Annotated in this window: 18 protein-coding genes, 1 tRNA gene and 5 pseudogenes; 11 read left to right on the plus strand and 13 right to left on the minus strand. The window is 70.2% G+C overall.

What is annotated here, in order from left to right; all coding sequences use genetic code 11:
* Nucleotides 1–136: 136 nt before the first annotated feature.
* The 3 genes and pseudogenes from IPK37_16590 to IPK37_16600 all read right to left on the minus strand — a co-directional run bounded on the left by IPK37_16590 (nt 137) and on the right by IPK37_16600 (nt 2,920).
* Nucleotides 137–943: pseudogene (locus IPK37_16590) on the minus strand (ATP-binding protein).
* Nucleotides 940–2,573 (minus strand): annotated as a pseudogene (locus tag IPK37_16595) (IS21 family transposase). Before IPK37_16595 ends, IPK37_16590 begins: the two co-directional pseudogenes overlap by 4 nt.
* 17 nt (nt 2,574–2,590) lie before the next feature.
* The gene (locus tag IPK37_16600) at nt 2,591–2,920 is read right to left on the minus strand and encodes a helix-turn-helix transcriptional regulator (protein ID QQS00443.1); all 330 of its coding nucleotides are present in this window, start codon (nt 2,918–2,920) and stop codon (nt 2,591–2,593) included.
* 420 nt (nt 2,921–3,340) lie between these two features.
* On the opposite strand from IPK37_16600, the pseudogene IPK37_16605 reads away from it, so the two are divergent.
* Nucleotides 3,341–4,509 (plus strand): annotated as a pseudogene (locus tag IPK37_16605) (IS3 family transposase).
* Between the two features lie 119 nt (nt 4,510–4,628).
* Here IPK37_16605 and IPK37_16610 read toward each other — a convergent pair.
* From IPK37_16610 to IPK37_16625, 4 genes are all read right to left on the minus strand, one after another.
* Nucleotides 4,629–4,883 (minus strand): plasmid stabilization protein, encoded by a 255-nt coding sequence (locus IPK37_16610; protein ID QQS00444.1) that lies wholly within the window; start codon nt 4,881–4,883, stop codon nt 4,629–4,631.
* A 27-nt stretch (nt 4,884–4,910) separates the two neighbouring features.
* Nucleotides 4,911–5,984, minus strand: a complete 1,074-nt coding sequence (locus IPK37_16615; protein ID QQS00445.1) for an IS630 family transposase — start codon at nt 5,982–5,984, stop codon at nt 4,911–4,913.
* Between the two features lie 154 nt (nt 5,985–6,138).
* The gene (locus tag IPK37_16620; protein ID QQS02958.1) at nt 6,139–7,179 is read right to left on the minus strand and encodes an amidohydrolase family protein; all 1,041 of its coding nucleotides are present in this window, start codon (nt 7,177–7,179) and stop codon (nt 6,139–6,141) included.
* 63 nt (nt 7,180–7,242) lie between these two features.
* Nucleotides 7,243–8,229: a glycosyltransferase gene (locus IPK37_16625; protein ID QQS00446.1), complete on the minus strand. Its 987-nt coding sequence runs from the start codon at nt 8,227–8,229 to the stop codon at nt 7,243–7,245.
* A 115-nt stretch (nt 8,230–8,344) separates the two neighbouring features.
* Between IPK37_16625 and IPK37_16630 the strand changes: the two genes are divergently transcribed.
* Together IPK37_16630 and IPK37_16635 are read left to right on the plus strand one after the other, a co-directional pair.
* Entirely contained in the window at nt 8,345–9,517 is a 1,173-nt protein-coding gene (locus tag IPK37_16630) for a radical SAM protein (protein QQS00447.1), read from the plus strand.
* Between the two features lie 85 nt (nt 9,518–9,602).
* Nucleotides 9,603–10,043: an SRPBCC family protein gene (locus IPK37_16635; protein QQS00448.1), complete on the plus strand. Its 441-nt coding sequence runs from the start codon at nt 9,603–9,605 to the stop codon at nt 10,041–10,043.
* A gap of 5 nt (nt 10,044–10,048) precedes the next feature.
* Here IPK37_16635 and IPK37_16640 read toward each other — a convergent pair whose 3' ends face one another.
* Nucleotides 10,049–11,809, minus strand: coding sequence for an NAD(P)/FAD-dependent oxidoreductase (locus IPK37_16640; GenBank protein ID QQS00449.1), 1,761 nt, complete (start codon nt 11,807–11,809; stop codon nt 10,049–10,051).
* 149 nt (nt 11,810–11,958) lie between these two features.
* On the opposite strand from IPK37_16640, the gene IPK37_16645 reads away from it, so the two are divergent.
* Nucleotides 11,959–14,154, plus strand: a complete 2,196-nt coding sequence (locus IPK37_16645) for a catalase (protein QQS00450.1) — start codon at nt 11,959–11,961, stop codon at nt 14,152–14,154.
* Nucleotides 14,155–14,213: 59 nt separating this feature from the next.
* On the opposite strand, the pseudogene IPK37_16650 reads toward IPK37_16645, so the two are convergent.
* The 4 genes and pseudogenes from IPK37_16650 to IPK37_16665 all read right to left on the minus strand — a co-directional run bounded on the left by IPK37_16650 (nt 14,214) and on the right by IPK37_16665 (nt 18,058).
* Nucleotides 14,214–15,591, minus strand: a pseudogene (locus tag IPK37_16650) (Dyp-type peroxidase).
* A 1-nt stretch (nt 15,592) separates the two neighbouring features.
* The gene (locus tag IPK37_16655) at nt 15,593–16,288 is read right to left on the minus strand and encodes a hypothetical protein (protein ID QQS00451.1); all 696 of its coding nucleotides are present in this window, start codon (nt 16,286–16,288) and stop codon (nt 15,593–15,595) included.
* A 13-nt stretch (nt 16,289–16,301) separates the two neighbouring features.
* Nucleotides 16,302–17,390, minus strand: coding sequence for a catalase family protein (locus tag IPK37_16660; protein QQS00452.1), 1,089 nt, complete (start codon nt 17,388–17,390; stop codon nt 16,302–16,304).
* 335 nt (nt 17,391–17,725) lie between these two features.
* A complete protein-coding gene (locus tag IPK37_16665) occupies nt 17,726–18,058 on the minus strand; it encodes an antibiotic biosynthesis monooxygenase (GenBank protein ID QQS00453.1) in 333 nt (110 codons plus the stop codon).
* A 197-nt stretch (nt 18,059–18,255) separates the two neighbouring features.
* Here IPK37_16665 and IPK37_16670 point away from each other — a divergent pair, with 197 nt between their 5' ends.
* The 6 genes and pseudogenes from IPK37_16670 to IPK37_16695 all read left to right on the plus strand — a co-directional run bounded on the left by IPK37_16670 (nt 18,256) and on the right by IPK37_16695 (nt 21,378).
* Nucleotides 18,256–18,858: a methylated-DNA--[protein]-cysteine S-methyltransferase gene (locus IPK37_16670; GenBank protein QQS00454.1), complete on the plus strand. Its 603-nt coding sequence runs from the start codon at nt 18,256–18,258 to the stop codon at nt 18,856–18,858.
* Between the two features lie 16 nt (nt 18,859–18,874).
* Nucleotides 18,875–19,372 (plus strand): sigma-70 family RNA polymerase sigma factor, encoded by a 498-nt coding sequence (locus IPK37_16675; protein ID QQS00455.1) that lies wholly within the window; start codon nt 18,875–18,877, stop codon nt 19,370–19,372.
* Nucleotides 19,373–19,389: 17 nt separating this feature from the next.
* Nucleotides 19,390–19,986 (plus strand): methylated-DNA--[protein]-cysteine S-methyltransferase, encoded by a 597-nt coding sequence (locus IPK37_16680; protein QQS00456.1) that lies wholly within the window; start codon nt 19,390–19,392, stop codon nt 19,984–19,986.
* 82 nt (nt 19,987–20,068) lie between these two features.
* A complete protein-coding gene (locus IPK37_16685) occupies nt 20,069–20,395 on the plus strand; it encodes a hypothetical protein (GenBank protein ID QQS00457.1) in 327 nt (108 codons plus the stop codon).
* Nucleotides 20,396–20,485: 90 nt separating this feature from the next.
* Complete coding sequence (locus tag IPK37_16690) at nt 20,486–21,178, plus strand: (2Fe-2S)-binding protein (protein QQS00458.1); 693 nt, start codon at nt 20,486–20,488, stop codon at nt 21,176–21,178.
* A gap of 44 nt (nt 21,179–21,222) precedes the next feature.
* Nucleotides 21,223–21,378 (plus strand): annotated as a pseudogene (locus IPK37_16695) (addiction module toxin RelE).
* A gap of 19 nt (nt 21,379–21,397) precedes the next feature.
* Here the strand turns inward: IPK37_16695 and IPK37_16700 are convergent.
* A tRNA-Ile gene (locus tag IPK37_16700) sits at nt 21,398–21,471 on the minus strand.
* A gap of 92 nt (nt 21,472–21,563) precedes the next feature.
* Between IPK37_16700 and IPK37_16705 the strand changes: the two genes are divergently transcribed.
* Nucleotides 21,564–22,019 (plus strand): DUF309 domain-containing protein, encoded by a 456-nt coding sequence (locus IPK37_16705; protein QQS02959.1) that lies wholly within the window; start codon nt 21,564–21,566, stop codon nt 22,017–22,019.
* Nucleotides 22,020–22,153 lie beyond the last annotated feature (134 nt).

Here is a 22,153-nt window from a genome sequence, read left to right on the forward strand (position 1 = left end):
CGCGCACCGTCATCGACTCACCCCACGCAGCGATGCCGTCGTCGTGGCTACAGGCGCGGGTCTCGGCGTCGTATCGGCGTGAATTCTGGCGTCAGTGGGCGGTCCCGGGGTTGGGTTGTCGGCGTGAATTCTGGCGTCACTTGGGGGCTGCTGGTGGGGTCTGGGTGGCGAGGGTGTGGGCCAGCCGGTAGGAGTCGGATGCCGGTCTCGATGATGTTGCCGCCGAAGGTGAGGCGGTCGACGATCGCAGCGCAGAGGCGGGGGTCGGTGAAGGTTTGGCCCCAGGAGCTGAACGCGGCGTTCGACGCGACCGCCACGCTGGCCCGCTCCTCCCTGTCGGTCAGAACTTGGAAGAGCAGTTCGGCTCCTCGACGGTCTAGGGCGAGGTAGCCCAGTTCGTCGCAGATGAGCAGGTCGACACGGCCGTAGCGGGCGATGGTCTTCGACAGGGTCTTTTCGTCGGCGGCTTCGACGAGTTCGTTGACCAGTTTCGCGGTGAGGGTGTACTTGACCCGGAAGCCGGCCATTGCGGCCTCGGTGCCCAGGGCGATGAGCAGGTGGGACTTGCCGGTCCCGGAGTCGCCGATGAGGCACAGGGGTTGACCTTTGCGGATCCAGTCGCAGCCGGCGAGGGTGTTGATGACGGCGGGATCGAGGTTGGGGTTGGCGTGGTAGTCGAAGGTTCGCAGCGATTTCTCGCGGGGAACCCGGCGGCCTTGATTCGCCGTTCGGATCGTCGCCGGGCCCGGTCGTCGCACTCGGCCAGCAGCAGTTCGGCCAGGAACGCCCGGTAGGACTGCTGCTGCCGGGCGGCGGTATCGGCGAAGTCCTCGAAGTGCGCCCGCACGGTCGGCAGCCGCAGCATCCGACATGATTGGTCGATCGCGGTGGTCGCCGCCTGCTCGGTCATCCCACGACGGGCAGGGCTGGAGGGGGCGGTCATCCGGGTCCTCCTTCGGGGGTTCGACGCTGCAGAAGCTGGTCGTAGAGATCGACACGCGGCAACGGTCGGGTATCTCCGGGGAGCCTGGCGAGTCGGTGTCTGGTCAGGGACGACACCGGCTCCGCGGCCGCACCGGGCACCTGCACCGAGTCCGGTTCGGCAGCCACCGCGACGGGGGTGGCGTCGGCGATCTTGCGGGCTTCCAATGCGACAGCGTCCGCGGTCAGAGCCCCAGCCGACAGGGCGGCGCGATCCCGGCGACCACGTCGAGGTGGCGCATGTGTCGGTGTAGCAGCAGCACTTCGATCAGTGCGCGGGTCCCTTCGGCGTCGCCGTGGGCCTTGCACGCTGCGGCCCACCAGGCCTCATGCGTGGCGGTGAAGGTTCCTGCGGCCCTAGCCTGCTCCAGGGCGGTGGACCCGGGCAACGCTCCCGGTTTGCGGGTCAACGCCTCCAGATAGTGATCCAGGACCAGCCGGGACTGTCCCCTGCCGAGCAGTCGTTCGTGCTCGGTCACCAGGACCCGCCCCTCGTAGACCGCCAATGTCGAGGCGTGCAGCAGAACCCGCACCTGCCGCCCGATCAAGCGCGCCGGCACCGAGTACCGGTTCGAGCGGACCGTGACCTGGGCGAACCGGTCCACCCGCGGGGTCAACCACAGCCCCGTTTCGAAGGGCTCCACCGGCACCGGTTTGAGCAGCGTGCGTTCTTGAGCGAACGCTTCGCCGACGGTGTGGATCCTGGCGCCGATCCGGCGTTTGTCGTCGGTGTCGTCGTAGCCCTCGATCAGCGCGTTGAGTTCGGCGATCGAGTCGACCCGGGGCACCGGGACCAGGTGGTTGCGGCGGAACCAGCCGACATCGCCCTCCACGCCGCCCTTCTCGTGGGCGCCTTCCTGGCCGGGCTGGCAGTACCAGGGGTCGATGTCCCAGTGCGAGCAGAACGCGATCCACCGGTCGGTCTCGACCCGCTGTCGGGAGAAACCGATGACCTGGGCGACGGCGGCTTTGAGGTTGTCGTACTTGATGCGCCCCGCCGGGACACCGCCCAGGACGTGGAAGGCGTGGACGTGCCCTTCGAAGAACGCCTCCTGTCCACCGGTCAGGAATGCCCGATGAACTGCCTTGCCGGAGTAACTCATCCGGAACGAGAACACGTGGACCGTGACCAGCTCCCCGGCCAGGTAGATCGCGGCATCGCCGAAGTCGACCTCGGCTTCCCGGCCGGGATGGTGCGTCTGCGCAATGAACACGCCCGGCTCGCCACGACCGTGCTCGGCGCGGATCTGCTGGCGGCGCTCTTTGACGTAGCGGCGCACGACGTCGTAGGACACCCCGGTCATGCCGTGTTCATCCAGCAACCGCGCGAAGATCCGCCGTGCAGTATGTCGCTGCTTGCGCGGAGCGTCCAAGTCCTCGACCAGGATCGCGTCGATGACCTCCTTGAACACGTCCAGCTTCGAGAGCCGTGGCGAGTACCTCGCCCGCGCCGCCGGCCACGCCGCCTGTGTCGCGGCGTTGACCGTAGCCCACCCCACCCGGTATCTGCGTTGCAGCTCACGAACGCCGACACCGGCGCGGGCGTCCCGGCGGATATCGGCGTACAGCTGCGTCTTGCTCCGCTCGGTCATCACGCCCACCCCAACGCCTACCGCGGCGACGGCTGATAGCCGTGGATGCCGATGATCTGCCGGGTCAACGCCACCACCTGCGGATCCGCAACCCGATACAGGCGCCGACGCCCCTCATGTCGGGACGCGACCACCCCGGCCAGCCGCAGCTTCGTCAAATGCTGACTCACCGCCGGACCAGCCAACCCCAACGCCTGCGTCAGGCTGGTGACGTCGGCCTCCTCATCGCCGATGAACCACACGATCTGCAACCGCGCCGGTGAGGCCAACAACGCCAACGTCTCACTGGCCTGAGCTACCACCTCAGCCGACGGCCCATCCCCGCGACACCGCACCGTGAGGCCCATGCGCGCCAGCCTGACAGCTGCGCACCTGCGCATACAAGAGTCTTCCCGGACCTCGACGATCCGAACGTGGCCGCTGCCGGCGTCAAGACCCCACGGCCGCTTCGCGGGCGACGCTGCGCGTCGCGTCTTGACCCCGACACCGGCCACGTCAAGCCCGGCCCATACCGGGAAGCAAACCCCAACGCCGGACGCCCGCAGGCCCCCACGCGCCACTGACGCCAGAATTCACGCCGACGGCCTCAACCCAAGACGCGGTGACGTCAGAATTCACGCCGAAACGGCGTCGTAATCCACGCCGATACGCATCGTCGGCACCGTCATGAAAGACCGGGGCTAGCGCATGGGCGGCCTGGGACTGCTGAAGGTTCGGTTGACACCTGATCTGTGGGGACGTGAGGTCCCCGCTGGAAGGATGTCGACATGCCTGCACCCCACCCCAAAGAGTTCCGCGACGACGTGGTCGCGGTCGCCCGTCGTGGCGAGGCGCCGATCGCTCAGCTCGCGAAAGACTTCGGGATCTCGGAGTCCTGCCTGCGGAACTGGCTGCACCAAGCCGACGTCGAGGACGGTGTCCGTCCCGGCGTGACCAGGGTCGAGAACGAGGAGCTGCGCGAGGCGAAGAAGAAGATCCGGCTCCTGGAGCAGGAGAACGAGGTTTTGCGTCGCGCCGCGGCGTACCTGTCCCAGGCGAACCTGAGGCTGGGCCAGTGCCCAAAATGACCTACCCGCTGGTCCGTGACCTTGCCGTCGACGGGATCCCTGTGACGGTGACCTGCCGGGTGCTGAAGTTCTCACCGCAAGCGTTCTACGCCTGGTGCGCCCACCCGGTCAGCGAGCGGGACCTGGTCGATGCGTATGCGACGAACGCCGCGTTCGAGGTCCACCCTGACGACCCGGGCTTCGGATATCGGTTCATCGCCGACGAGCTCGCCTCGGCCGGACACCAGCTCTCGGAGCGGCGGGTGTGGAAGATCTGCTCCCACGCCGGCATCGTGTCCGCGCACGCCCGCGCGAGGGGGAGATGGAAGAAGCCCGGACCGCCGGTTCACGACGACCTGGTCGAACGCGACTTCACCGCTGCCGGGCCGAACCGGTTGTGGCTGACCGACATCACCGAGCACCCCACCGCTGAGGGCAAGCTGTACCTGTGCGCGATCAAGGACGTCTGGTCCCGCCGGATCGTCGGCTACTCCATCAGTGACCAGATACCCGCCCACCTCGCGGTGGACGCCCTGCAGATGGCCATCGCCCGCCGCGGACCCACCGCGGTGGCCGGTTGTGTGGTCCACGCGGACAGGGGCAGCCAGTTTCGCTCCCGCCCCTACGTGGCCACGTTGCACGCCCGCGGATTGTCGGGGTCCATGGGACGCGTGGCGTCATCGGCGGACAACGCCGCCATGGAGTCCTTCTTCGCGCTGCTGCAAAAGAACGTCCTGAACAGTCGCCGCTGGACCACCCGTGCCGAGCTGCGCCTGGCGATCGTCACCTGGATGGAGCGGACTTATCACCGCCGTCGCCGGCAACGGGCCCTGGGCAAGACCACGCCGATCGAGTTTGAGACCATCTACTGGCCCGCTCACGCGGCCTGAACCACCACACCCAAAGTGACAATCAAACCTTCAGCAGTCCCGGGCGATCAGCCAGGTCATGACGGGAGGATGTGGTTGTGGTCGCATCGCTTCGGATACGACGTAGGTGTCCAGGACGATCACGGCAGCGTCATCGGCTCTGGTGCAGGGGCGTCGCGCATGTCTTCCAGGAGGGCGACGTCGTCATCCGTGATCTCGAGGTCGCGGCCGAGTGACGCGAGGGCATCGCCGAGCAGGACGCGCTGAGACGGCAAGAGGGCGGCGCTCAGAATGGCGCGCACTTCCGCCTCGGCGCTCCGGTTGTGCTGGGCTGCGCGCTGCCGCAATGCGCGGTGTACCTCATCGGGGACATTTCGAATCGTCAAGACCGCCATCACCGCACCTCCCTCAGGTGACAGCTTCTAGTGTCCCGTGTTTGAAGTGGTCTGACGGTTGGCCTTCTTGAGGATCTCGTCGGCGGTCTTGGTCCAGACGAAGGGATGGCAGCGGTCGTTCCAGCCGTCGACGAAGGCGCGGATCTTGGCGTTGAGGTCCTTGACCGATCTGAAGGTGCCGCGGTGGATCGCCTGCCGTTCGATGATGCTGAACCAGACCTCGACGAGGTTGAGCCAGGAGCCCGAGGTCGGGGTGAAGTGCACGTGAATCCTGGGGTTGGCGGCCAGCCAGTCGCGGACCTCGACGCGTTTGTGGGCGGCGTAGTTGTCCATCACCAGGTGCAGCTCGACCGTTGGGTAGGCCCGGGCGACCTGCCTGAGGAAGGTCAGGAACTCCTGATGCCGATGGCGCGGCTTGCACGCGCCGGTGACCTTGCCGGTGGCGACTTCCAGCGCGGCGAACAGCGTCGTGGTGCCGTTGCGCCGGTAGTCGTGGGTGCGCCGCTGGGGCAGCCCGGGCTGCATCGGCAGCATCGGTGCGGTCCGGTCCAGGGCCTGGATCTGGGACTTCTCGTCCACGCACAGCACGATCGCGTTCTCCGGCGGAGCCAGGTAGAGCCCGACCACGTCGGTGACCTTGGCGATCAGCTCGGGGTCGGTGGAGAACTTGAAGGTCTCCACCCGCCACGGTGCCACGCCATAGTCGCGCCATGCCTTGGCCACCGTTCCATTGCTGATGCCAAGGTGGCGACCCAGCAACCTGGAGGACCAGTGGGTCACCCCGTACTTCTTCGGCGGCGGTCTCAAGGTCTGCGCCACGATCTGCCGGTGATCGATCGTCCTCGGGCGACCCGACCGGGGCTCCTCGTCCAGTCCCGCGATGCCATGCGCGGCGTACCTATTGCGCCAGCCGATCACCGTCGGCCGTGACACGCCCACCTTCGCCGCGATTGCCGTGTTCGACTCACCGTCCGCCGCGAGCAGCACGATCCGGGCGCGTTGCGTCAGACCGGCCCGAGCCGAGGACGACCGAGTCAACCGGGCAAGCTCGGCACGGTCACCATCACGCAGTCCCAGTGCCGGGGCAGGTCGATTGGCCATACCCCATCATCGCAACCCGGCAACCGTAAATGAACTAACTACACGCGGCACTAGCAGAATGCTGTCATTCGCCCACCAGTGTCCCTGGGTTCGACGGATTGCCACCCAGGCGACCGGTGACCGTCGCGAGCCCCGCGCTGAACAGGAACTCCCGCTACAGCCCCAGGCGCAGGGCGTTGTCGCGATAGATGGCGCGCAGGAACGCATCGGGAAGATCGGCTCCGGTGATGCGCCACCGGCCGGCGGGCGGAGGCTCGCTCCGGGAGTACGCGAAGTTCTCGTCGTCCGTCTCCAAGAACCTGAAGTACCGACCCAGCGTGTCCGGGTCTGCACCGTGGCTGTCGGTGCCGAAGAGCACCCGGTCCGGGTGCCGAGCCACCAGCCGGGCGAAGGCCCGCGGCTGGCGCCCCAGTTCCGACAGGCGACCGGCGATGTCCACCACGAGATTTGGATGCACCTCCAGGCGGGCCGACACGTCCGCCAGGTCCTCGGCGTGGGCGCCGACATGCGCACCGATGAACTGCGTCTGCGGCGCCGCCGACAGGAGCTGGTCGAACTCGCCCAGAAGCGTCGCAAACGTCGGGTAGCGCCGCGCGTCGGCCACCCGCCAGTGGGGATGGCGCGTCAACTCCTCGATGCGCTCGTTGTCCCCGTCCATCGGATCGAAGAACGCCGGGGGATCGGCGGTGTGGATGAGCACCGGCAGGCCCAGCTCGCCCGCCCTGCGCAACACCGTGACGACGTCCTCGTCGCAGGTCCGCAGGCGGGCGCCCGTCGCGGTGCGCAGACGCAGCCCGAGGTCCTTCCACACCTTGACCCCCCGCGCCCCACGCCGAACGGAATCCTCCAGCTGCCCCACCAGCGCTGACGCGGGGGCGCCGGCGCGCAGGAGCGACCAGTCCACGTGGCAGTACGTCGTGAATCGCCCGGGATGGGCCCTGTCATAGCGCTCGACGTTCGCGGTCAACTCCTCACCCCAGCGCCCGTCGAGGTTGACCACACGCTCGACGTTGGCCGCGTCCAGCACGTCGAGCAGCGCCGTGACATCGGGAGCCGCCCAGGCTGGGGACAGCCAACGACCCAGGTGCGTGTGCACGTCGATGGCCGGGTACGCCGGCCGTGGTCGTTCCGTCACCGGGGTCACGAGTTGCGATCGGGGGGTCCAAGCCAGCAGGGGAATTCGGCTGGACGACAGCGCGGGCGCTCGCGTCAGCTGAAGCAGTCTCCTGGCTCGGCGGACAGCACCCACCGGTCGACTCTAGGACGCCGGGGGCGCGGATGGTTCCGGCAACAGCCGGCCCTCGGCGCGGCGGGCCTGCCGCGCGGCGTAGGCGCGCCACACCCCCGGAACCCGCAGCGCCAGCGCCTTGCGCCGTAGACGCGGATCGTGCGGGGCCATCGCCGCGGCCGCCGCGAAGGCATCGGCCGCCCGGGCACCCTCGGCCCGCGCCAGCGCGGCCTCGCCGGCGGCGACGTGCTCCGACCACGTCCCGCGGCGGAGCGGGACCTCGGCCTGCAACCGCTCCTCGGCACTCATGCACGCCCCGAACGCCTCCAGGATGTGCCGCCGAAACGCCCGTTCCCCGACGCTCATCGCGGCCCCATCGGTGGACAACGTGCCCGGGCCGCGCCGATAGAGCGCGTACGGCGTGGGCTGCCGCACGACCTCCCACCCCGAATACACGGCACGGGCGGCGAAGTCCCAGTCCTCGACGGCCCGCATCGACTCGTCGTACCCGCCGATCTCCGACCACATCGCCCGCGGGTACACGTGGAACATCGCGACGATGTTGTGCTCCATGATCCGGCGGCGCTGACCCTCCAGGCGGCGCGGCATGCGGTCCGGCAGCACGCGCCGGCGTTTGATCCCGCGGGCGCCGTACAGCGAGGCGTCCGCGGCCACGTGGCGACGGCCACCACCGGCGCGGGCCCAGACCCGCATCGCCGCCTCGACGTGCGGGGGGAGGAGCACGTCGTCCGCGTCGAGCAGGGCGATCATGGCGCCGCGGGCGGCTCGAATGCCGGCATTGCGCGCGGCGGACACGCCGCCCCGGGGCTGGCTCACGGCCCGGATCAAGGGACCGTACCCCGCCATGATCTGCGCCGTCCGGTCGGTCGAGCCATCGTCGACGACCACGATCTCCAGGGGCGCGTACGTCTGCATCAGCGCACTCGAGATCGCCTCGCCGAGGGTGCGTTCCGCGTTGAAGGCGGGGATGATCACGCTCACGAGCGGTCGCGTCACCCCGCGATTATGTCCCAGCCGTCCCGCCGCACCGGGGTCGACCGGCGGGGCGCCGGGGCTCGGCCGTGCGGCGACGTACCCTGGCGCACACCAGGTTCCGGCGGGAGGTGCACGGATGACGTCGCATGCTCGATGGATCCGCCTCGCCGGGCGGGTGGCCCGACGCGGCGGACTGTACGTGCGCCGCCTGCGCCACGGTCCGCGCATGGCCGCCCAGCAGGTCCTCCTCGACGCTGCGCTGGCACGCCGGTGGACGCGGATTCCCGTCCTGCCCCTGCTGCTCGACGTCGAGCCGAACAACTACTGCAACTACCGGTGCGCGCACTGTCAGGTCACCCACTGGGACAACGCGCGGGTCAGCCTGGACCTCGCCGGACTGGACCGGATCCTGGATCAGTTCCCGCGCGTGGCCGAGGTGACCCTGCAGGGCATGGGCGAACCGCTCCTCAACCGCGAAACCCCGGCGCTGCTCCGCCGCCTCGCCCAGCGCGGCATCCGCGCCGACCTCACCACCAACGGTTCGGTGATGACCGATGAGGTCCGAGATGCGTTGCTGGACACCGACACCCGGGTGACGTTCAGCCTCGACGGGGCGACCCCTGAAGTGTTCGAGGCCATCCGGGTCCGGTCCTCACTCGACCGGGTCCGCACGAACGTGCGCCGGTTGACGGAGGCGCGGTCGCGGTACGGCGGGCGCCGGCCACGACTCGACGCGCGCATGGTGGTCACCACCCGAAACGTCCACGAACTCCCCGACGTCGTTCGACTCGCGGCGCAGCTGGGCCTCGACGCGGTGGTCGCGCACACGGTCCTGGTCGACTGGGGCCGGCGCGACATGGAGGACGTCAACCTCGGCACCCGGGTCCGGGATCACCCCGGGCTCACCGGCCCGCTTGCGGAGGCCGAACGCACGGCGGCGGAGGTCGGCATCGACTTCGCGCACTCCGACGAGTTGTACGACCGGGACCAGGTCTGCCGGTGGCCCTGGACCCGACCGTTCATCTCCGCGGCCGGGGATGTCACGCCCTGCTGCGTCCTGTCGGACCCGACGCGCTACGCCGTCGGGAATCTCCACGAGCAGAGCATCCGCGACATCTGGAACAACGACGCCTACCAGCAGCTCCGCGCCCGCCTGGCGAGCGGGCGCATCCCCGAGACCTGCGCCGCCTGTTACGCGACCGACGAGCGCGACCAGGCCAGCACCAGCCGACCACCGGCCACGACGCCGGCCGATGGGGCCCCCAACCCGTCCCCGCTGGTTGGACCATCGCCAGTAGCCATCGGCTGATCGCAGGCCGCGTCGCCGGCGGTTTGCGGGTGGCCAGGACGGGTATGCCTTGGGCCAACACCTCCGGTTCCGCGAAAGGCCAGCCATGAGTGTCGTCGAACGCCGCACTACCGCAACGCCGGACGCCGTCTGGGCCGTGATCGCCGACGGGTGGACCTTCGCCTCGTGGGTCGTCGGAGCCAGCCGGGTGCGGGCCGTCGAGGCCGGCTGGCCGGCGGTCGGGGCGCACGTTCACCATTCGGTCGGCACGTGGCCCGCGGTGTTGAACGACGACACCGAGGTGCTGGAGTGCGAACCCGGCTCCCGCATCGTGCTGCTTGCCCGGACGCGTCCCGTCGGGGAGGCCAAGGTCGACATCACGCTCACCCCGGACGGCGGCGGCACGGTGATCCGCATGGCCGAGGACTTCGTGACCGGGCCCGCGCTCGTCGTACCCCGTCCCGCCCGCTCTGCGGCCCTGCGCGCCCGCAACACCGAGACCCTGCATCGCCTCGCGCTCATGGCCGAGCGCCGCCAGGAGCCCTGAGCCGGTCAGGCGCCCGGCCACACCCAGGGCGGGGAGGCGTCGGCGTACAGCCTGCGCACCGCGGCCAACCGGACGGTCTCCCCGCGGCGACCCCACGGTTTGGCGTCGGTGAGGGCGGCCCGGGCGGCGAGGTAGCCGCAGGCACCGTGCACCCCACCGCCGGGGTGACTGGCCGCGCTGCCCAGATAGAGCCCCCGCAGATGGGTGCGCGGGCCGCCGAAGCCCGTCCCGGGCCGCCAGATGGCCTGCTGGAACAGCTGTTGCGTGCCCCCGCCGACGGCGCCCTGACCGAGGTTGGCGTTGGCTTCTTCCAGCGTCGCCGGCGTCTGCGTCCAGCGTTCGACGATGAGGTCGCGCCAGTCGGGGGCGTACTCGTCGAGCATCGCCTCGCTGTTCGCCACGAGCTCGCCCGCGGCGCCGTCGTCGGTGACGCCGCGGGGCAGGTGGGTGTAGAGCCACAGGGTCTCCGTTCCGGCCGGAGAGCGCGACGGGTCGATGCTGCTCATCTGTCCGATCAGCGCGAACGGGTGCTGTGGGATCGTGCCCGCCTCCAGGTCCGCGGACCACTGCACGAGTCCGGAGACGCCCCGCCCGACGTGCACGACGCCGGCCCCTCGGGCCTGTTCCGCGCGCCAGGGCATGGGGCCGGACAACCGGTAGTTGAGCTTGACCGTCGGCAGGTCCCACTCGAATTGGCGCAGCCGGGCGCGCAATCCGGCGGGGACCTCGTGCGCCTCCAGCAGCCGTTCGTAGAGGATCGGGGCGCTCGTGTCGGCGATCACCGCCCGCCGAGCCTTGATCCGCCGACCGTCTGAGGTCTCCACGCCGCCGGCGGCGCCGTCGTGCACGACGACGCGTCGGACGATGGTGCCGAGGTCGACCCGCACACCCGCGGCCTGGGTCCGGCCCAGCAGCGCATGGGCGAGCTGCGCCGCGCCGCCGACGGGGGAGGGGAACCCCACGTCCTGCGCCAGCATCGTCATGAGCCAGCCGAAGACGCCACTGACCGGCGCCGTCGGCGGCGCGTCGGCGTGCATGGCGTTGCCCGCGAGCAGCTCCCGCCCGGCCCGGCCGTGAAACACCTCCGCACCCATCCGGGTCGTCGGCAGCAGCATGAAGCGCACCAGGTCCGGCAGGTGGGCCGGCCCGACCGCGGCCGCGAGCCGCCCCGCGGGCAGGACCGGGGGCCAGCGGGTCAGGAGCGCCTGTAGGAAGGGCTCCTTGATCGCCTGGTACTGCTCCACCAGCCGCATCCAGGCGGGTCCGTCGCGGGGGTCGTCCTCGGCCAGGAGGGCGGCGGTGTCCTGCGGGCGAGACCGTACGGCGGGAGCCCACGTGTCCTGCGGCCAGGCCAGGTGGGCCACCTGAGTGCGGGCGGAGGCCCACCGCAATCCGTGGTCCTCCAGACCCAGTCCGGGCAGGATCGGCGAGGCGACCGCGAGGGGATAGCAGGCGCTGAATTCGTCCATGATCCAGCCGTCGTGGTCGACCGAGGCCACCGCGCCACCGACGACGGCCCGCTCCTCGAGCACGAGGACGTCCCAGCCGGCGTCCGCCAGCGTCGCCGCCGCGACCAGGCCGTGGTGTCCCGCGCCGATCACGACCGCGTCGACGACCTCGGTGGCACCGCGGGCATTTCCCTGGCTCGCGCCGCGGGCGTGGCCCTGGCCCGCCCCGCGGGGGTGGCCCTGGCCCGCCCCGCGCGAGGCCGGCGGCTCGTCGGACGGGCGCGGCCGGCGGGGCGGGGCGGGCTGTCCGTGCGTCATGGCGTCCTCCGTCGTGACAGATCTCGGCGTACCGATGGCAGGCCCATACCCCCTCGCGCCATGCGCAAGCTCATCCAGGAGCCAATCGCATGAAACGCCGGAATTCGGGCACATGACCCCACACACCGGTTACCACGGAAGGATCCGCCATGCCCGCAGAGAACCCGCCCCCCACGGTCGAGCAGCCCACCACTCCCGGGCCGCCACCCGTGCCCAACCCGGACCAGCAGGGGCCCGAGCAGGTGTCGGCCACCGGAAGCCCCACGGGCGCCCCGGCGACATCGCGGGCGCAGTCCGGCGAGTTCCTGACCACCGCTGCCGGCGTACGGCTTCGCGACACCGACCATTCCCTCAAGGCGGGCCGGCGCGGCCCTACCCTCCTGCAGGATCACCACCTGCGGGAGAAGATCACGCACTTCGACCACGAACGCATCCCCGAGCGCGCCGTGCATGCCCGCGGCGCGGGCGCGCACGGGACGTTCACCTCGTACGGCACCGCCGGCAAGATCACCTCTGCCGGGTTCCTCGCTGCGGACGTGACCACCCCCGTGTTCGTGCGGTTCTCCACCGTGGTGGGCTCGCGCGGCTCGGCCGACACGGTGCGCGACACCCGCGGCTTCGCCGTGAAGTTCTATACCGATGAGGGCACCTTCGACCTGGTCGGCAACAACATGCCGGTGTTCTTCATCCAGGACGGGATCAAGTTCCCCGACCTTGTCCACGCGGCCAAGCCGCACCCGGACCGGGAGATTCCGCAGGCCCAGAGCGCGCACGACACGTTCTGGGACTTCGTCTCGCTGCACACCGAGGCGCAGCATCACACGATTTGGAACATGTCCGACCGCGGTATCCCGGCGTCCTACCGCGCCATGGAGGGCTTCGGCGTGCACACCTTCCGGCTGACCAACGCCGCGGGGGAGACCTGCCTGGTCAAGTTCCACTGGAAGCCGGTCGCGGGCGTGCACTCGATGGTGTGGGAGGAGGCGCAGCTGACCCAGGGCGCCGACCCGGACTTCCACCGTCGCGACCTGGCCGACGCGATCGAGGCGGGCGCCTACCCGGAGTGGGAGCTCGGGGTGCAGGTCATGCCCGACACCGAAGACGAGATGTTCGCCGGGATCGACCTGCTCGACCCGACCAAGCTCGTGCCCGAGGAGCTGTGCCCGGTGCAGATGCTCGGGAAGCTGGTGCTCACCGCGAACCCGACGAACTACTTCGCCGAGACCGAGCAGGTGGCCTTCCACCCCGGCCACGTCGTGCCGGGCATCGACGTCACGAACGACCCGCTCCTGCAGGCGCGCCTGTTCAGCTACATCGACACCCAGCTCACCCGGTTGGGCGGCCCGAACTTCAACCAGATCCCGATCAATCGGCCGCACTGCCCGGTCAACGACATGCTGCGGGACGGGTTCCACCAGGGCGGGGTGCACACCGGCGTCGCGCCGTACCGGCCCAACTCCCTGGACGCGGGCAATCCCGCCGCGACCCCGGCGGACCAGCGGCCGTTCGTCGAGGTGGCCGCGCCGGTCTCGGGGGAGAAGGTTCGTGCGGTGCCCGAATCGTTCGGGGACCATTTCAGTCAGGCCCGGATGTTCCTGCGGAGTCTGACCCCGGCCGAGCAGGACCACGTGGCCGCGGCGTACACCTTCGAACTGGGCAAGTGCTACGAGTCGGCCATCCGGGAGCGGCAGCTCGCGCACCTGGCGGCCATCGACGCCGGCCTGGCCCAGCGGGTGGCGACCGGGCTCGGAATGGCCGTGCCCGAGCCGACGACAGCCGTGCCCGAGGTGGATCCCAGCCCGGCGCTGGCGCAGATCAAGCCCGGCGTCACCTACCCCGTCGCGGGTCGCGTGGTCGGTGTCGTCGCCTCGGACGAGGCGGACCTGGACGCGGTGCGCGCGGCGGTCGACGCTGTGGAGTCGGCGGGCATGACAGCCTTCGTCCTCGCGGGGCACGGCGGCTTCCTCGGTGGCACCGGCGGCGTGCCCGTGCACCGAACGCTGTTGGGCACCAGGTCGATCGAGTACGACGCGCTGCTGCTCGTCTCGGGCATCACGCCCGGACCGGACGCCACCGGCGGCATCGACGCCAAGGCCGGGGACCCCTCCGGCATCCCGAACACCGCGATCGACCCGCGGCTGTCGATGCTGCTCGGCGAGATGTACCGGCACTGCAAGGCCATCGCCTACCTGGCTGCGGCCGAGGGTGCGCTGGCGGCCGCCGGCATCGAGGAGGACGCCCCGGGCGTGGTGGCCGCCGACGACGCGGCCGCCGGGGTGGCCGCGCTGGCCGACCTGCTCGGCACGCACCGCGTGTGGGACCGTTTCCCGGCGCAGGGCCTCTGACGCCGCTCCGACTGGGCCGGCGCGATCCACACCGGCCCAGTCGGACGCTGCCCGCCCGTTCAGGTGGTCCAGCCGGTTGAGCCGATCCATTCGAGCGCCGAGATGGACGGCATGAACATGTATTCGCCGCCCGCCATGCGATTGAACGTGGTCACGCCGTTGACGCGCTCCCGCGCCGGTTCCTCCGGAACGGTGAACTGACCGGGCTCGGGGTGCAACCCGACGATGGGGTCCCGCTCGTCGGCCAGGTCGACGAAGTTGCCGCGGTTGATCCACTCCTGCTGCATGAACTCGATGGTGTCGAAGGCGCGCGCGCTGATGAAGATGAAATACAGCCCGCGATCCTCGGCGGCATCGTCGGCGGCGGTGAGCTCCGGCGACCATTTGGGGCCGAACGTCGAAGATCGCCGGACGATGCGCTTGATCTTGACGTCGGTCAAAATCGTCATCTGGCTGTCGCGAGGATTCATCCGCCTCATGTGCGCGGAATGCGGGCACATGAGGCCCTTTGCGTCATCGGCGAAGGTGAAATCGTTGTTGCGCAGCGGGTCGGCGCCCAGTTCGGGGTTGTCCCGGTTCGGCGCGAGGATGAGCGGCGCGCCCGACTGCCACCGGCCGAACATCTTGGCGCCCAGCCGCTGCTGCTCCTGTTCGCCGTCGGCGTGGTCCCGCAGGAAGTCGTTGAACGCGCCGACGCGGCTCACGAACTTGCGGAGCACGACATAGCTGCCGTTGCGCCCGAGCTGGTCCGGCTGCGGTACGCCCGAGTGGGCTGCCCGTCTCGCTGTCCTCGCCCAGGATGAACTCGCCGGGGGCGATGGCCTCCTGGTCGCCGGGGAAGGGCTCGACGCCGCTGCCCTTGATCGTCGGCTGCGCGATGCCGTCCCGGAAGCCGAAGGGGTTCTTCGCTTCCTCGTCAGCGCCGAACGCGTGGGTGCCGAGGAGAGTCACCCCGCTGGACGCGTCGAGCTCGTCCATCGCGGTGCCCACCGCGCGGGCCAGGGCGCGTTCGTCGGCCGCGTAGATGGTGAGCGCGATGTGGCAGCGGCGATCCCGGAACCCTTCGTCCCAGTGCTCCGGGGCGTTCTCACCGACGTCCCGCAGGATGTCGGCCCGCGCGGCCATGCCCTGCTGGAACGCCATCGGGAAGCTGGCGAGGGACTCCTCGGGCAAGCCCAGCGCCTGGAGCCCGGCGAAGCTGACCGCGACGCCGGTCCACGACTCAAGGTCTTCGGTGAACCCCGCGGCGGAGGGGATGTGCGGCGCCAGGCGGGCCATCAGGTCGCGGCCGCCGGCGGGGTCATCGACATGAAGCATGGCGTGCAGGCCGAAGTAGGGCTCCGGACGGTTGCGAAGGATCAACGCCTGGATGTCGTCCAGGTCCAACGACACGTCCTCATCGTGGAACCGCTCGCGAAGCGCGGCAAGGAGACCCATCTCAGTAATCCACCGGCTCCGGCTTGGCCAATTCGTCGGTGAGGTCCTTGAGAGCGGCGCGGGTGGTCTCGTTGGTGTTCATCACGTCCAGGAACTCCTGCAGGGCGTGATCCATTCGCTGGTAACGGCGTACGTCGACGACCGTCACCTGCGGATTGGCGACGAACCACCCGGCCGCGTCGATCTGGTGGTCGGCGATGAAATCCTTCACGTCCGGGCTGTCGATGCCCGGCCACCCTTCGATGTTCTGGAACAACAGGTCCATCAGTTCTGGAATCTTCGTGGCGAAATCGTTGATGTAGGCGTCCCAGTCCCCGTCGTACGCCGTCGCGAAGAGAATGCGCGTGTCGTTGTCGAGGAAGACGAACCGCATGTCGTGCAGGGTGGAGACCCGCTGGGCCCCGTCCATGTTGCCGTTCGTCAGGTTGAAGATGCGGCGGAGGCGGTCGGCGCCCCCGGGCTTCAGGTTGGCGATGGCCGTCAGCTCGGACACGTTGCCCGACTGCAGGCCGGCCCGGCCCGCCGATTGCGCGGTGCCCTTCAGATCAGGGTTGTGATCGCGGACCATCGCCTCGAGCGCGATCTTCACGATGTGGGGGGCGTCCGCGGCGACCTCCTCGACGCGGCGACGGATCTCTTCGAGGGTGGACTCGTCGGCGAGGCGCGGGTCGGTTCCGGTGTCGGTTTGCTGGCTCATGTCGTCCTCCTGATCAGGCGGGAACGTCGGCGAGGGAACGGGGTTCGGTGAGCGGTACCGCGTTCATGCGGTGTCGACGGTCGCTGGACACCTGGTAGACGTGGCGGCGGATCCGCATGATCGATCCGAGGGGCTGGTGAGCCTCGACGCCGTTCCAGGGGCTGAAGGCCAGGGCGTCGTCGGCCCAGACCCGGCGTGGATCCGAGAAGCTGTCCTGCGGCGGGAAGGTGATCGTGCCCAGCACCTCGTAGGGCGACTCCTTCTCGGACCACTCGATCGCTGCATCCTCGACCGGCATGGCGGCCAGGTCGGTGCACAACTGGACGCGCAGGTCGAAGGCCACCGACTGGTCGCGGGTGACGTCGGCCACCGCTCGTTCGATGCCCGACTGGGACAGGTCCGCCATGTCCTTGCCGGTCAGGGCGCGGGCATTGTCCGAGGAGGGCGCGACCGAGATCTTGGCGATGTAGTCGCCGAATCGCAGCGCGCCCTGGCTGAAGTACGTCTCGCCCAGCAGGTGGTGGTTGCTGGACGCGAGTCCCTGCAGCGTGGAACTCGCCTCTCGCCCCACACCCTCGACCACGTGCTCGACGCCGCGGGCGACCGCCGCCCCGGCACGCTGCACGGCCGAGGGGAAGCCGGCGCGGGTCTCCAGCATGGGCAGCATGTCCTTGTATTTCGGGATCGTGCCGAATGCCAGCGAGGGGATGTTGACCAGCAGGAAGTCCTGGTTATGGCTCTCGTCTCCGATCAGAAGCCGGGGTCCGTCCACCTCCATCACCTTGAGCGCGAAGCCGCGGGGCTGGGGGATGTCGTCGGGGCGAACTCCGCCCGGGGCCGAGGAGAGCCGAACGACCACGTCGTGGGTCCCGGCGGAGGCGAAGATCCCCTGCCGCAGGTGCTCGGGGAGGTCGGGACGGATCACCAGGCGACCCGCCAACACGCCATGGCTCTTCGCGTGCGCGTCGCGTACGGCGTGCCGGTTCTTCTCGAATTCCGCCAGGTTGGCCTGCGCCATCATCTCGGTGATGTCATCGATCAGCGCGGCCTCGTTGTCCACGGGCGTCTCGACATCGGGACTAAAACGAACGTAATTGGGCATGAGGTGTCCTCCAAAGTGGTGCGGACGCAATTCGGCATGGCCAGCATTCCTGGCGGTCGACATATGCCTATGGCCGACGATGCCGATGAGCCCCCGATGGGCTTGACGCGCACACAAATAGGGTTCCCCGACGTTGCCAGGCGGGGATGGTGCGCGAGCCTTGTCCGGTTTGTCGTGCCGGAGCAGCCTCCAAGCTGCCAGCTACGCGAAGGCCCGCAAGCCGACGAAAGTGCCAGGCCGACATGGGTGTTCGGTGTTGCGATCCGCCCTGCAGAAGCATGCCTCAAGGGCGTCCGGGCGGACGCTCGGACGCCCCTTGGAGGCGGACCTGGAGGTCAGGCGTCGCGCGGGACGATCTCGCCCATCGGCCCGAATCCGTCGACGTCCGGGGTGTCCACATAGATGATCTGCGGCTGCGCCGAGACGATGTCCGGCATCTCCGCCATGAATCGGGACACGTGGTCCTGGCGCATGTGCTCCTCGCCCGCGGCGCTGTCCCGGAAACCCTCGATGCAGACGTAGGTCTGCGGGTCCGCGACGCTGCGGGAGAACTCGAAGAATATGCAGCCGGGCTCGGCGGCCACCGCGGTCGCGTAGTCGGTCGACAGTTTCTCCCAGTCATGCTGCCGGTCGCTGCGAATAGGGAACTTTACGGTGATAAGGATCATGGCTGACTCCTGAGGCGAGATCCGGGCAACGACGTACGGCGACGTCGCCAGCACGCCGCGCCCACCCTACGCTCGGCCCAACCACCCCCACCCTGGGCCTCACACATCGGGCTCGCGGTGCGTCTACGGGATGCTGGGTACGCCGAGAGTAGGGAGCAGACCATGGACGCCGCCACCGGGTGGGGACGATCGTGAGCATGGCCGCCGCCGACGACGTCACGACAGGGGCGCGGCGCCGCGCCGCAGGCGACACCGCGCCGGCGACGCACGCCGCCATCCGTCGGCACGCGCACGTGCCCACGACCCTGGGCGACCTGCTGCTCGTCGCGGACGGGGACGAACTGGCGGGGGTGTATTTCCCGGACCACCGGTACCCGCCCGCGCCCGACCAGATCGGCGCGCCCACCGACATCACCGACGCCACGCGCCCCCGCGACCCGGTGCTCGGGCGGGCCGCGACGCAGCTGCGGGAGTACCTGGCTGGGCAGCGGCGGACTTTCCAGCTGCCCCTGCGCGCCGCGGGGGACGCATTCGCGCAGCGGGTGTGGGCACTGCTGTGCGAGATCCCCTACGGCTCCACGACTACGTACGGCGAGCTGGCGGACCGCCTCGGCGACCGGCGCCGGGCCCAGGCGGTTGGACAGGCGGTGGGGCACAACCCGCTGAGCATCGTCGTGCCGTGTCACCGGGTTCTGGGCGCGGACGGTGGACTACGCGGGTTCGCCGGGGGATTGGACCGCAAGCGCGCGCTGTTGGCTCTGGAACAGCCCGTCGGCGCAAGCCCGGACCGGCTCTTCTGAGCGGCCTGGCGGCGCCATGCGGGTTCCCTTCGAGCAGGCCGTCGACGCCCACGGGGCGACCGTGCTGCGGGTGTGCCGGGCGGTGCTCGGGTCGGGGCCCGACGCCGAGGACGCCTGGTCCGAGACGTTTCTCGCCGCACTGGTCGCCTGGCCCGACCTGCCCGATGAGGCAAACGTGCAGGCGTGGCTGGTGCGCATCGCCCATCGGAAGGCCATCGACGTCACCCGCGCGCGAGGTCGCCGGGCGGTGCCGACGGACGCCGTACCGGAATCACCCTCTCGCCATGGAGATCCCGCCGCTGAGGCCGGCGAACACGACGTCTGGCGGAGCGTGGCGCGGCTCCCCGAGCGGCAGCGCCTCGCCGTCGCCTACCACTACCTGGGTGGGCTCTCGCACGTGGAGACGGCGGAGCTCATCGGGGGGAGCGCGGCGGCCGTCCGGCGAGCGTCGGCGGACGGCATCGCGGCGTTGCGTCGGGAACTGACGACGGCGCGGGACGGAGGGTTCGAGTGACCCGGCGGGAGGACAGCATGAGCGACCAGTTGGCTGACCAATTCCATGGGGCTGCAGGGGATCTGGCGGATCTGCGTGGGCGCCTGGCGGAGCGGGCCGAGCGCGACGGGATCCTTGACGTCGCCTACCGAGAGCTCGATACTCCCGTCGGCGTCCTCTTGCTCGCGGCCACTGCGCGTGGCCTGGTGCGCGTCGCCTTCGCGCGGGACGGCGTCGATGCCGTCCTTTCCGACCTCGCGGAGCGGGTGAGCCCACGCGTCCTGGCCGCGCCGGCTCGGCTGGAGGACGCGGCGCGGCAGCTGGAGGAGTATTTCGACGGCGCCCGTCGGGGCTTCGACCTCCCTCTGGATCGCCGGCTGAGCACGGGTTTTCGGGGAGTGGTGCAGGCGGCGCTGCCGGACATCGATTACGGGCGGACCGTGTCGTACGCCGAGCTCGCGGCCCGCGTCGGAAAGCCGCGGGCCGTGCGGGCGGTCGGGACGGCGTGCGCCACGAACCCGCTGCCGGTGGTGGTTCCCTGTCACCGGGTGCTGCGCGCTGATGGGAGCCTGGGCGGGTACGCCGGGGGCGCGGACGCGAAAGCCATCCTGCTCGCGCTGGAGCGGGCCGCCTGACGCCCGCCCACCCGGTCGGGGAGTCGTCGATTCGGGTGCCAGCTGGTTCGGATGAGCGCGTGTTCATCGGTGAGAATCGGCCATGCTCAATGCGATTCGTCATCTGTGGGGGCTGCACGAGCTCACTTGGCTACTGCAGCCGCGCCGGGCGTGCGCGCGTGCTGCTCTCCTGGTGGCGCTGGCTTACGGGCTCTTCCGGTGGCAGCTCGGTGAGGCCTCACCGGGTCACCTCGCGGCGGTGATCGCCTTCGTGGCGGTGCCGGCGGCGCTGATCTACGGCGTGGTGATCGCCAATGCCGTGGCGCAGTGGGAGCATGCGCAACAGGTCTTCCGGACCCCCCGGCCCCTTCCCGCCACCCGGCGCGTTCGGCGCCACCGCCCGGACAGCCAGCCCGGACTGGCCGAGTGACTCAGCCTCCTACCGCCACAGGTGTGCCCGGTCGGCGTCAGACATTCAGCCCGTGGGGTTGGTATGGCTCGCATCGGGTATGGCGTGGCCATGACGGACATCAGCGACATCACGGGCGAACCGGTCACCTGGACTCCCGCCGTCGGTCAGCTGCCCGGTCCTAGCGCCGGCGGCTCGCCGCTGGTCAAGATCATGCAACGCCTGGAGCAGGTGCCCGTTCTGGATCGGCTCGCCGCTCCGATGGAGGTGCTCTCGCGACCGCTGGGGCGTGGGGTGCTCGGCGATCAGTTGCGTGGGCGAACGGCCGGACACGCCCTGCATCCCGCGCTCGTCGCGATGCCGATGGGGTGCTGGACCTCGGCGATTCTGATCGACCTGGCCGGTGGTCCCGACCAGCGGCCGTCCAGCGAACTGCTGCTCACCGCCGGACTGATCGGCGCGGTGCCCTCCGTGGCGACCGGGCTAGCCGAGTGGCGGACGACCGGCACCGAGGACGGGCGTGTCGGCGCCCTGCACGCCGTCCTCAACGGCGTCGCAACCGGCTTGTTTGCGACGTCGCTGGGATTGCGGCGGGCCGGCGAGCACCGCGCCGGCGTCGCCGCCGCGCTCGCGGGCGGGGCACTTGCCGGCGCCGCCGGGTTCCTGGGCGGTCACCTCAGCGTGGCCCGCAAGGTGGGCAGCCGTTCCGCCGCCTTCGCCACGGATGAGGTTGGCCCCCGGATCGAGCGGCCCAGCGGCTCGGCCCAGGACGGCCGGGCACTTGACGGCCCTCCCACCGCCTGAACCCCCGCGCCGACCGGCAAATGCGCCGAACACGAGGAGGAGCGATGCCCAAAGAATGGAGCTCGAAGGACGAGCGGCAGTACGAACACGTCAAGGACTCCGAACTCGACCGCGGCCGCAGCGAGGACCGCGCCGAGGAGATCGCCGCGCGCACGGTGAACAAGCAGCGCCGCACTGAGGGCCGCACCAAGGACCAGACGGGTTAGTCCGGCGACGACGTAGGGCGTGTGGGGCTTGAACCCACGACCGACGGATTATGAGTCCGCTGCTCTGACCAGCTGAGCTAACGCCCCGCGGCGTACAGCTTAGAACGAACCGCCCGAACCGCCGACGCACCCGCCGCCCGGAGCGCGGCGGCTCTGAGAACGTTGAGAGCGTGAGCGCCATGGGCAGGGATCGCGACGAGTCGGGGCGGCCAAGGCAGGCGCGGCCGAGAGACGCGCTGGGGCGGCCGCTTCCCTACGGTGCGGTCGGCGAACCGCCCATCAGTGAGGAGCCGGTGCCGCCCGACGAGACCGTCCGGGCGGCCCAGCGGCTGCTGAGCGAGGGCCGGCCGTTCGCGGCGCACGAGACGTACGAGGTGGCGTGGAAACACCGGCCGGATCGGGAGCGGGACCTGTGGCAGGGGATGGCGCAGTGGTGCGCCGGGTACACCCATGCGGCCCGCGGGAATTCGGTCGGCGCGGCGCGGCTGGCGGAGCGGGGGAGGGCCCGGCTGGCGGCGTATGCGGCAACCGGGGGCCCGACCTACGGCCTCGACCTGGCCGAGCTGCTCGGCGAGCAGCCCCGCGAGCCCGAGGCCGACCGAACCGATATCACCGAGCAGGGTTCGGGCCCGTGAGTGGTCCCAACCGCCCGAGCTGATATCGCTGCGGGCGCGGGTTGGGCCCCGACCGGCCGCTGTCATAGCCCTTCGGGCACGGCTCCCCTACGTGCCCCGTCCCGATCGGAACCGGCTGGGGCGGAGCATGCGCA

Source organism: Austwickia sp. (assembly GCA_016699675.1).
Classification (GTDB): domain Bacteria; phylum Actinomycetota; class Actinomycetes; order Actinomycetales; family Dermatophilaceae; genus Austwickia.

Bases quoted from the DNA above. Each gene is read 5' to 3' on its own strand.
- IPK37_16690 (QQS00458.1), top strand. From the start codon at position 20,486: ATGACGGACATCAGCGACATCACGGGCGAACCGGTCACCTGGACTCCC.
- IPK37_16645 (QQS00450.1), top strand. From the start codon at position 11,959: ATGCCCGCAGAGAACCCGCCCCCCACGGTCGAGCAGCCCACCACTCCC.
- IPK37_16670 (QQS00454.1), top strand. From the start codon at position 18,256: ATGGCCGCCGCCGACGACGTCACGACAGGGGCGCGGCGCCGCGCCGCA.
- IPK37_16610 (QQS00444.1), bottom strand. From the start codon at position 4,883: ATGGCGGTCTTGACGATTCGAAATGTCCCCGATGAGGTACACCGCGCA.
- IPK37_16660 (QQS00452.1), bottom strand. From the start codon at position 17,390: ATGCCCAATTACGTTCGTTTTAGTCCCGATGTCGAGACGCCCGTGGAC.
- IPK37_16675 (QQS00455.1), top strand. From the start codon at position 18,875: ATGCGGGTTCCCTTCGAGCAGGCCGTCGACGCCCACGGGGCGACCGTG.
- IPK37_16640 (QQS00449.1), bottom strand. From the start codon at position 11,809: ATGACGCACGGACAGCCCGCCCCGCCCCGCCGGCCGCGCCCGTCCGAC.
- IPK37_16665 (QQS00453.1), bottom strand. From the start codon at position 18,058: ATGATCCTTATCACCGTAAAGTTCCCTATTCGCAGCGACCGGCAGCAT.
- IPK37_16630 (QQS00447.1), top strand. From the start codon at position 8,345: ATGACGTCGCATGCTCGATGGATCCGCCTCGCCGGGCGGGTGGCCCGA.
- IPK37_16600 (QQS00443.1), bottom strand. From the start codon at position 2,920: ATGGGCCTCACGGTGCGGTGTCGCGGGGATGGGCCGTCGGCTGAGGTG.
- IPK37_16655 (QQS00451.1), bottom strand. From the start codon at position 16,288: ATGAGCCAGCAAACCGACACCGGAACCGACCCGCGCCTCGCCGACGAG.
- IPK37_16705 (QQS02959.1), top strand. From the start codon at position 21,564: ATGGGCAGGGATCGCGACGAGTCGGGGCGGCCAAGGCAGGCGCGGCCG.
- IPK37_16615 (QQS00445.1), bottom strand. From the start codon at position 5,984: ATGGCCAATCGACCTGCCCCGGCACTGGGACTGCGTGATGGTGACCGT.
- IPK37_16680 (QQS00456.1), top strand. From the start codon at position 19,390: ATGAGCGACCAGTTGGCTGACCAATTCCATGGGGCTGCAGGGGATCTG.
- IPK37_16685 (QQS00457.1), top strand. From the start codon at position 20,069: ATGCTCAATGCGATTCGTCATCTGTGGGGGCTGCACGAGCTCACTTGG.
- IPK37_16635 (QQS00448.1), top strand. From the start codon at position 9,603: ATGAGTGTCGTCGAACGCCGCACTACCGCAACGCCGGACGCCGTCTGG.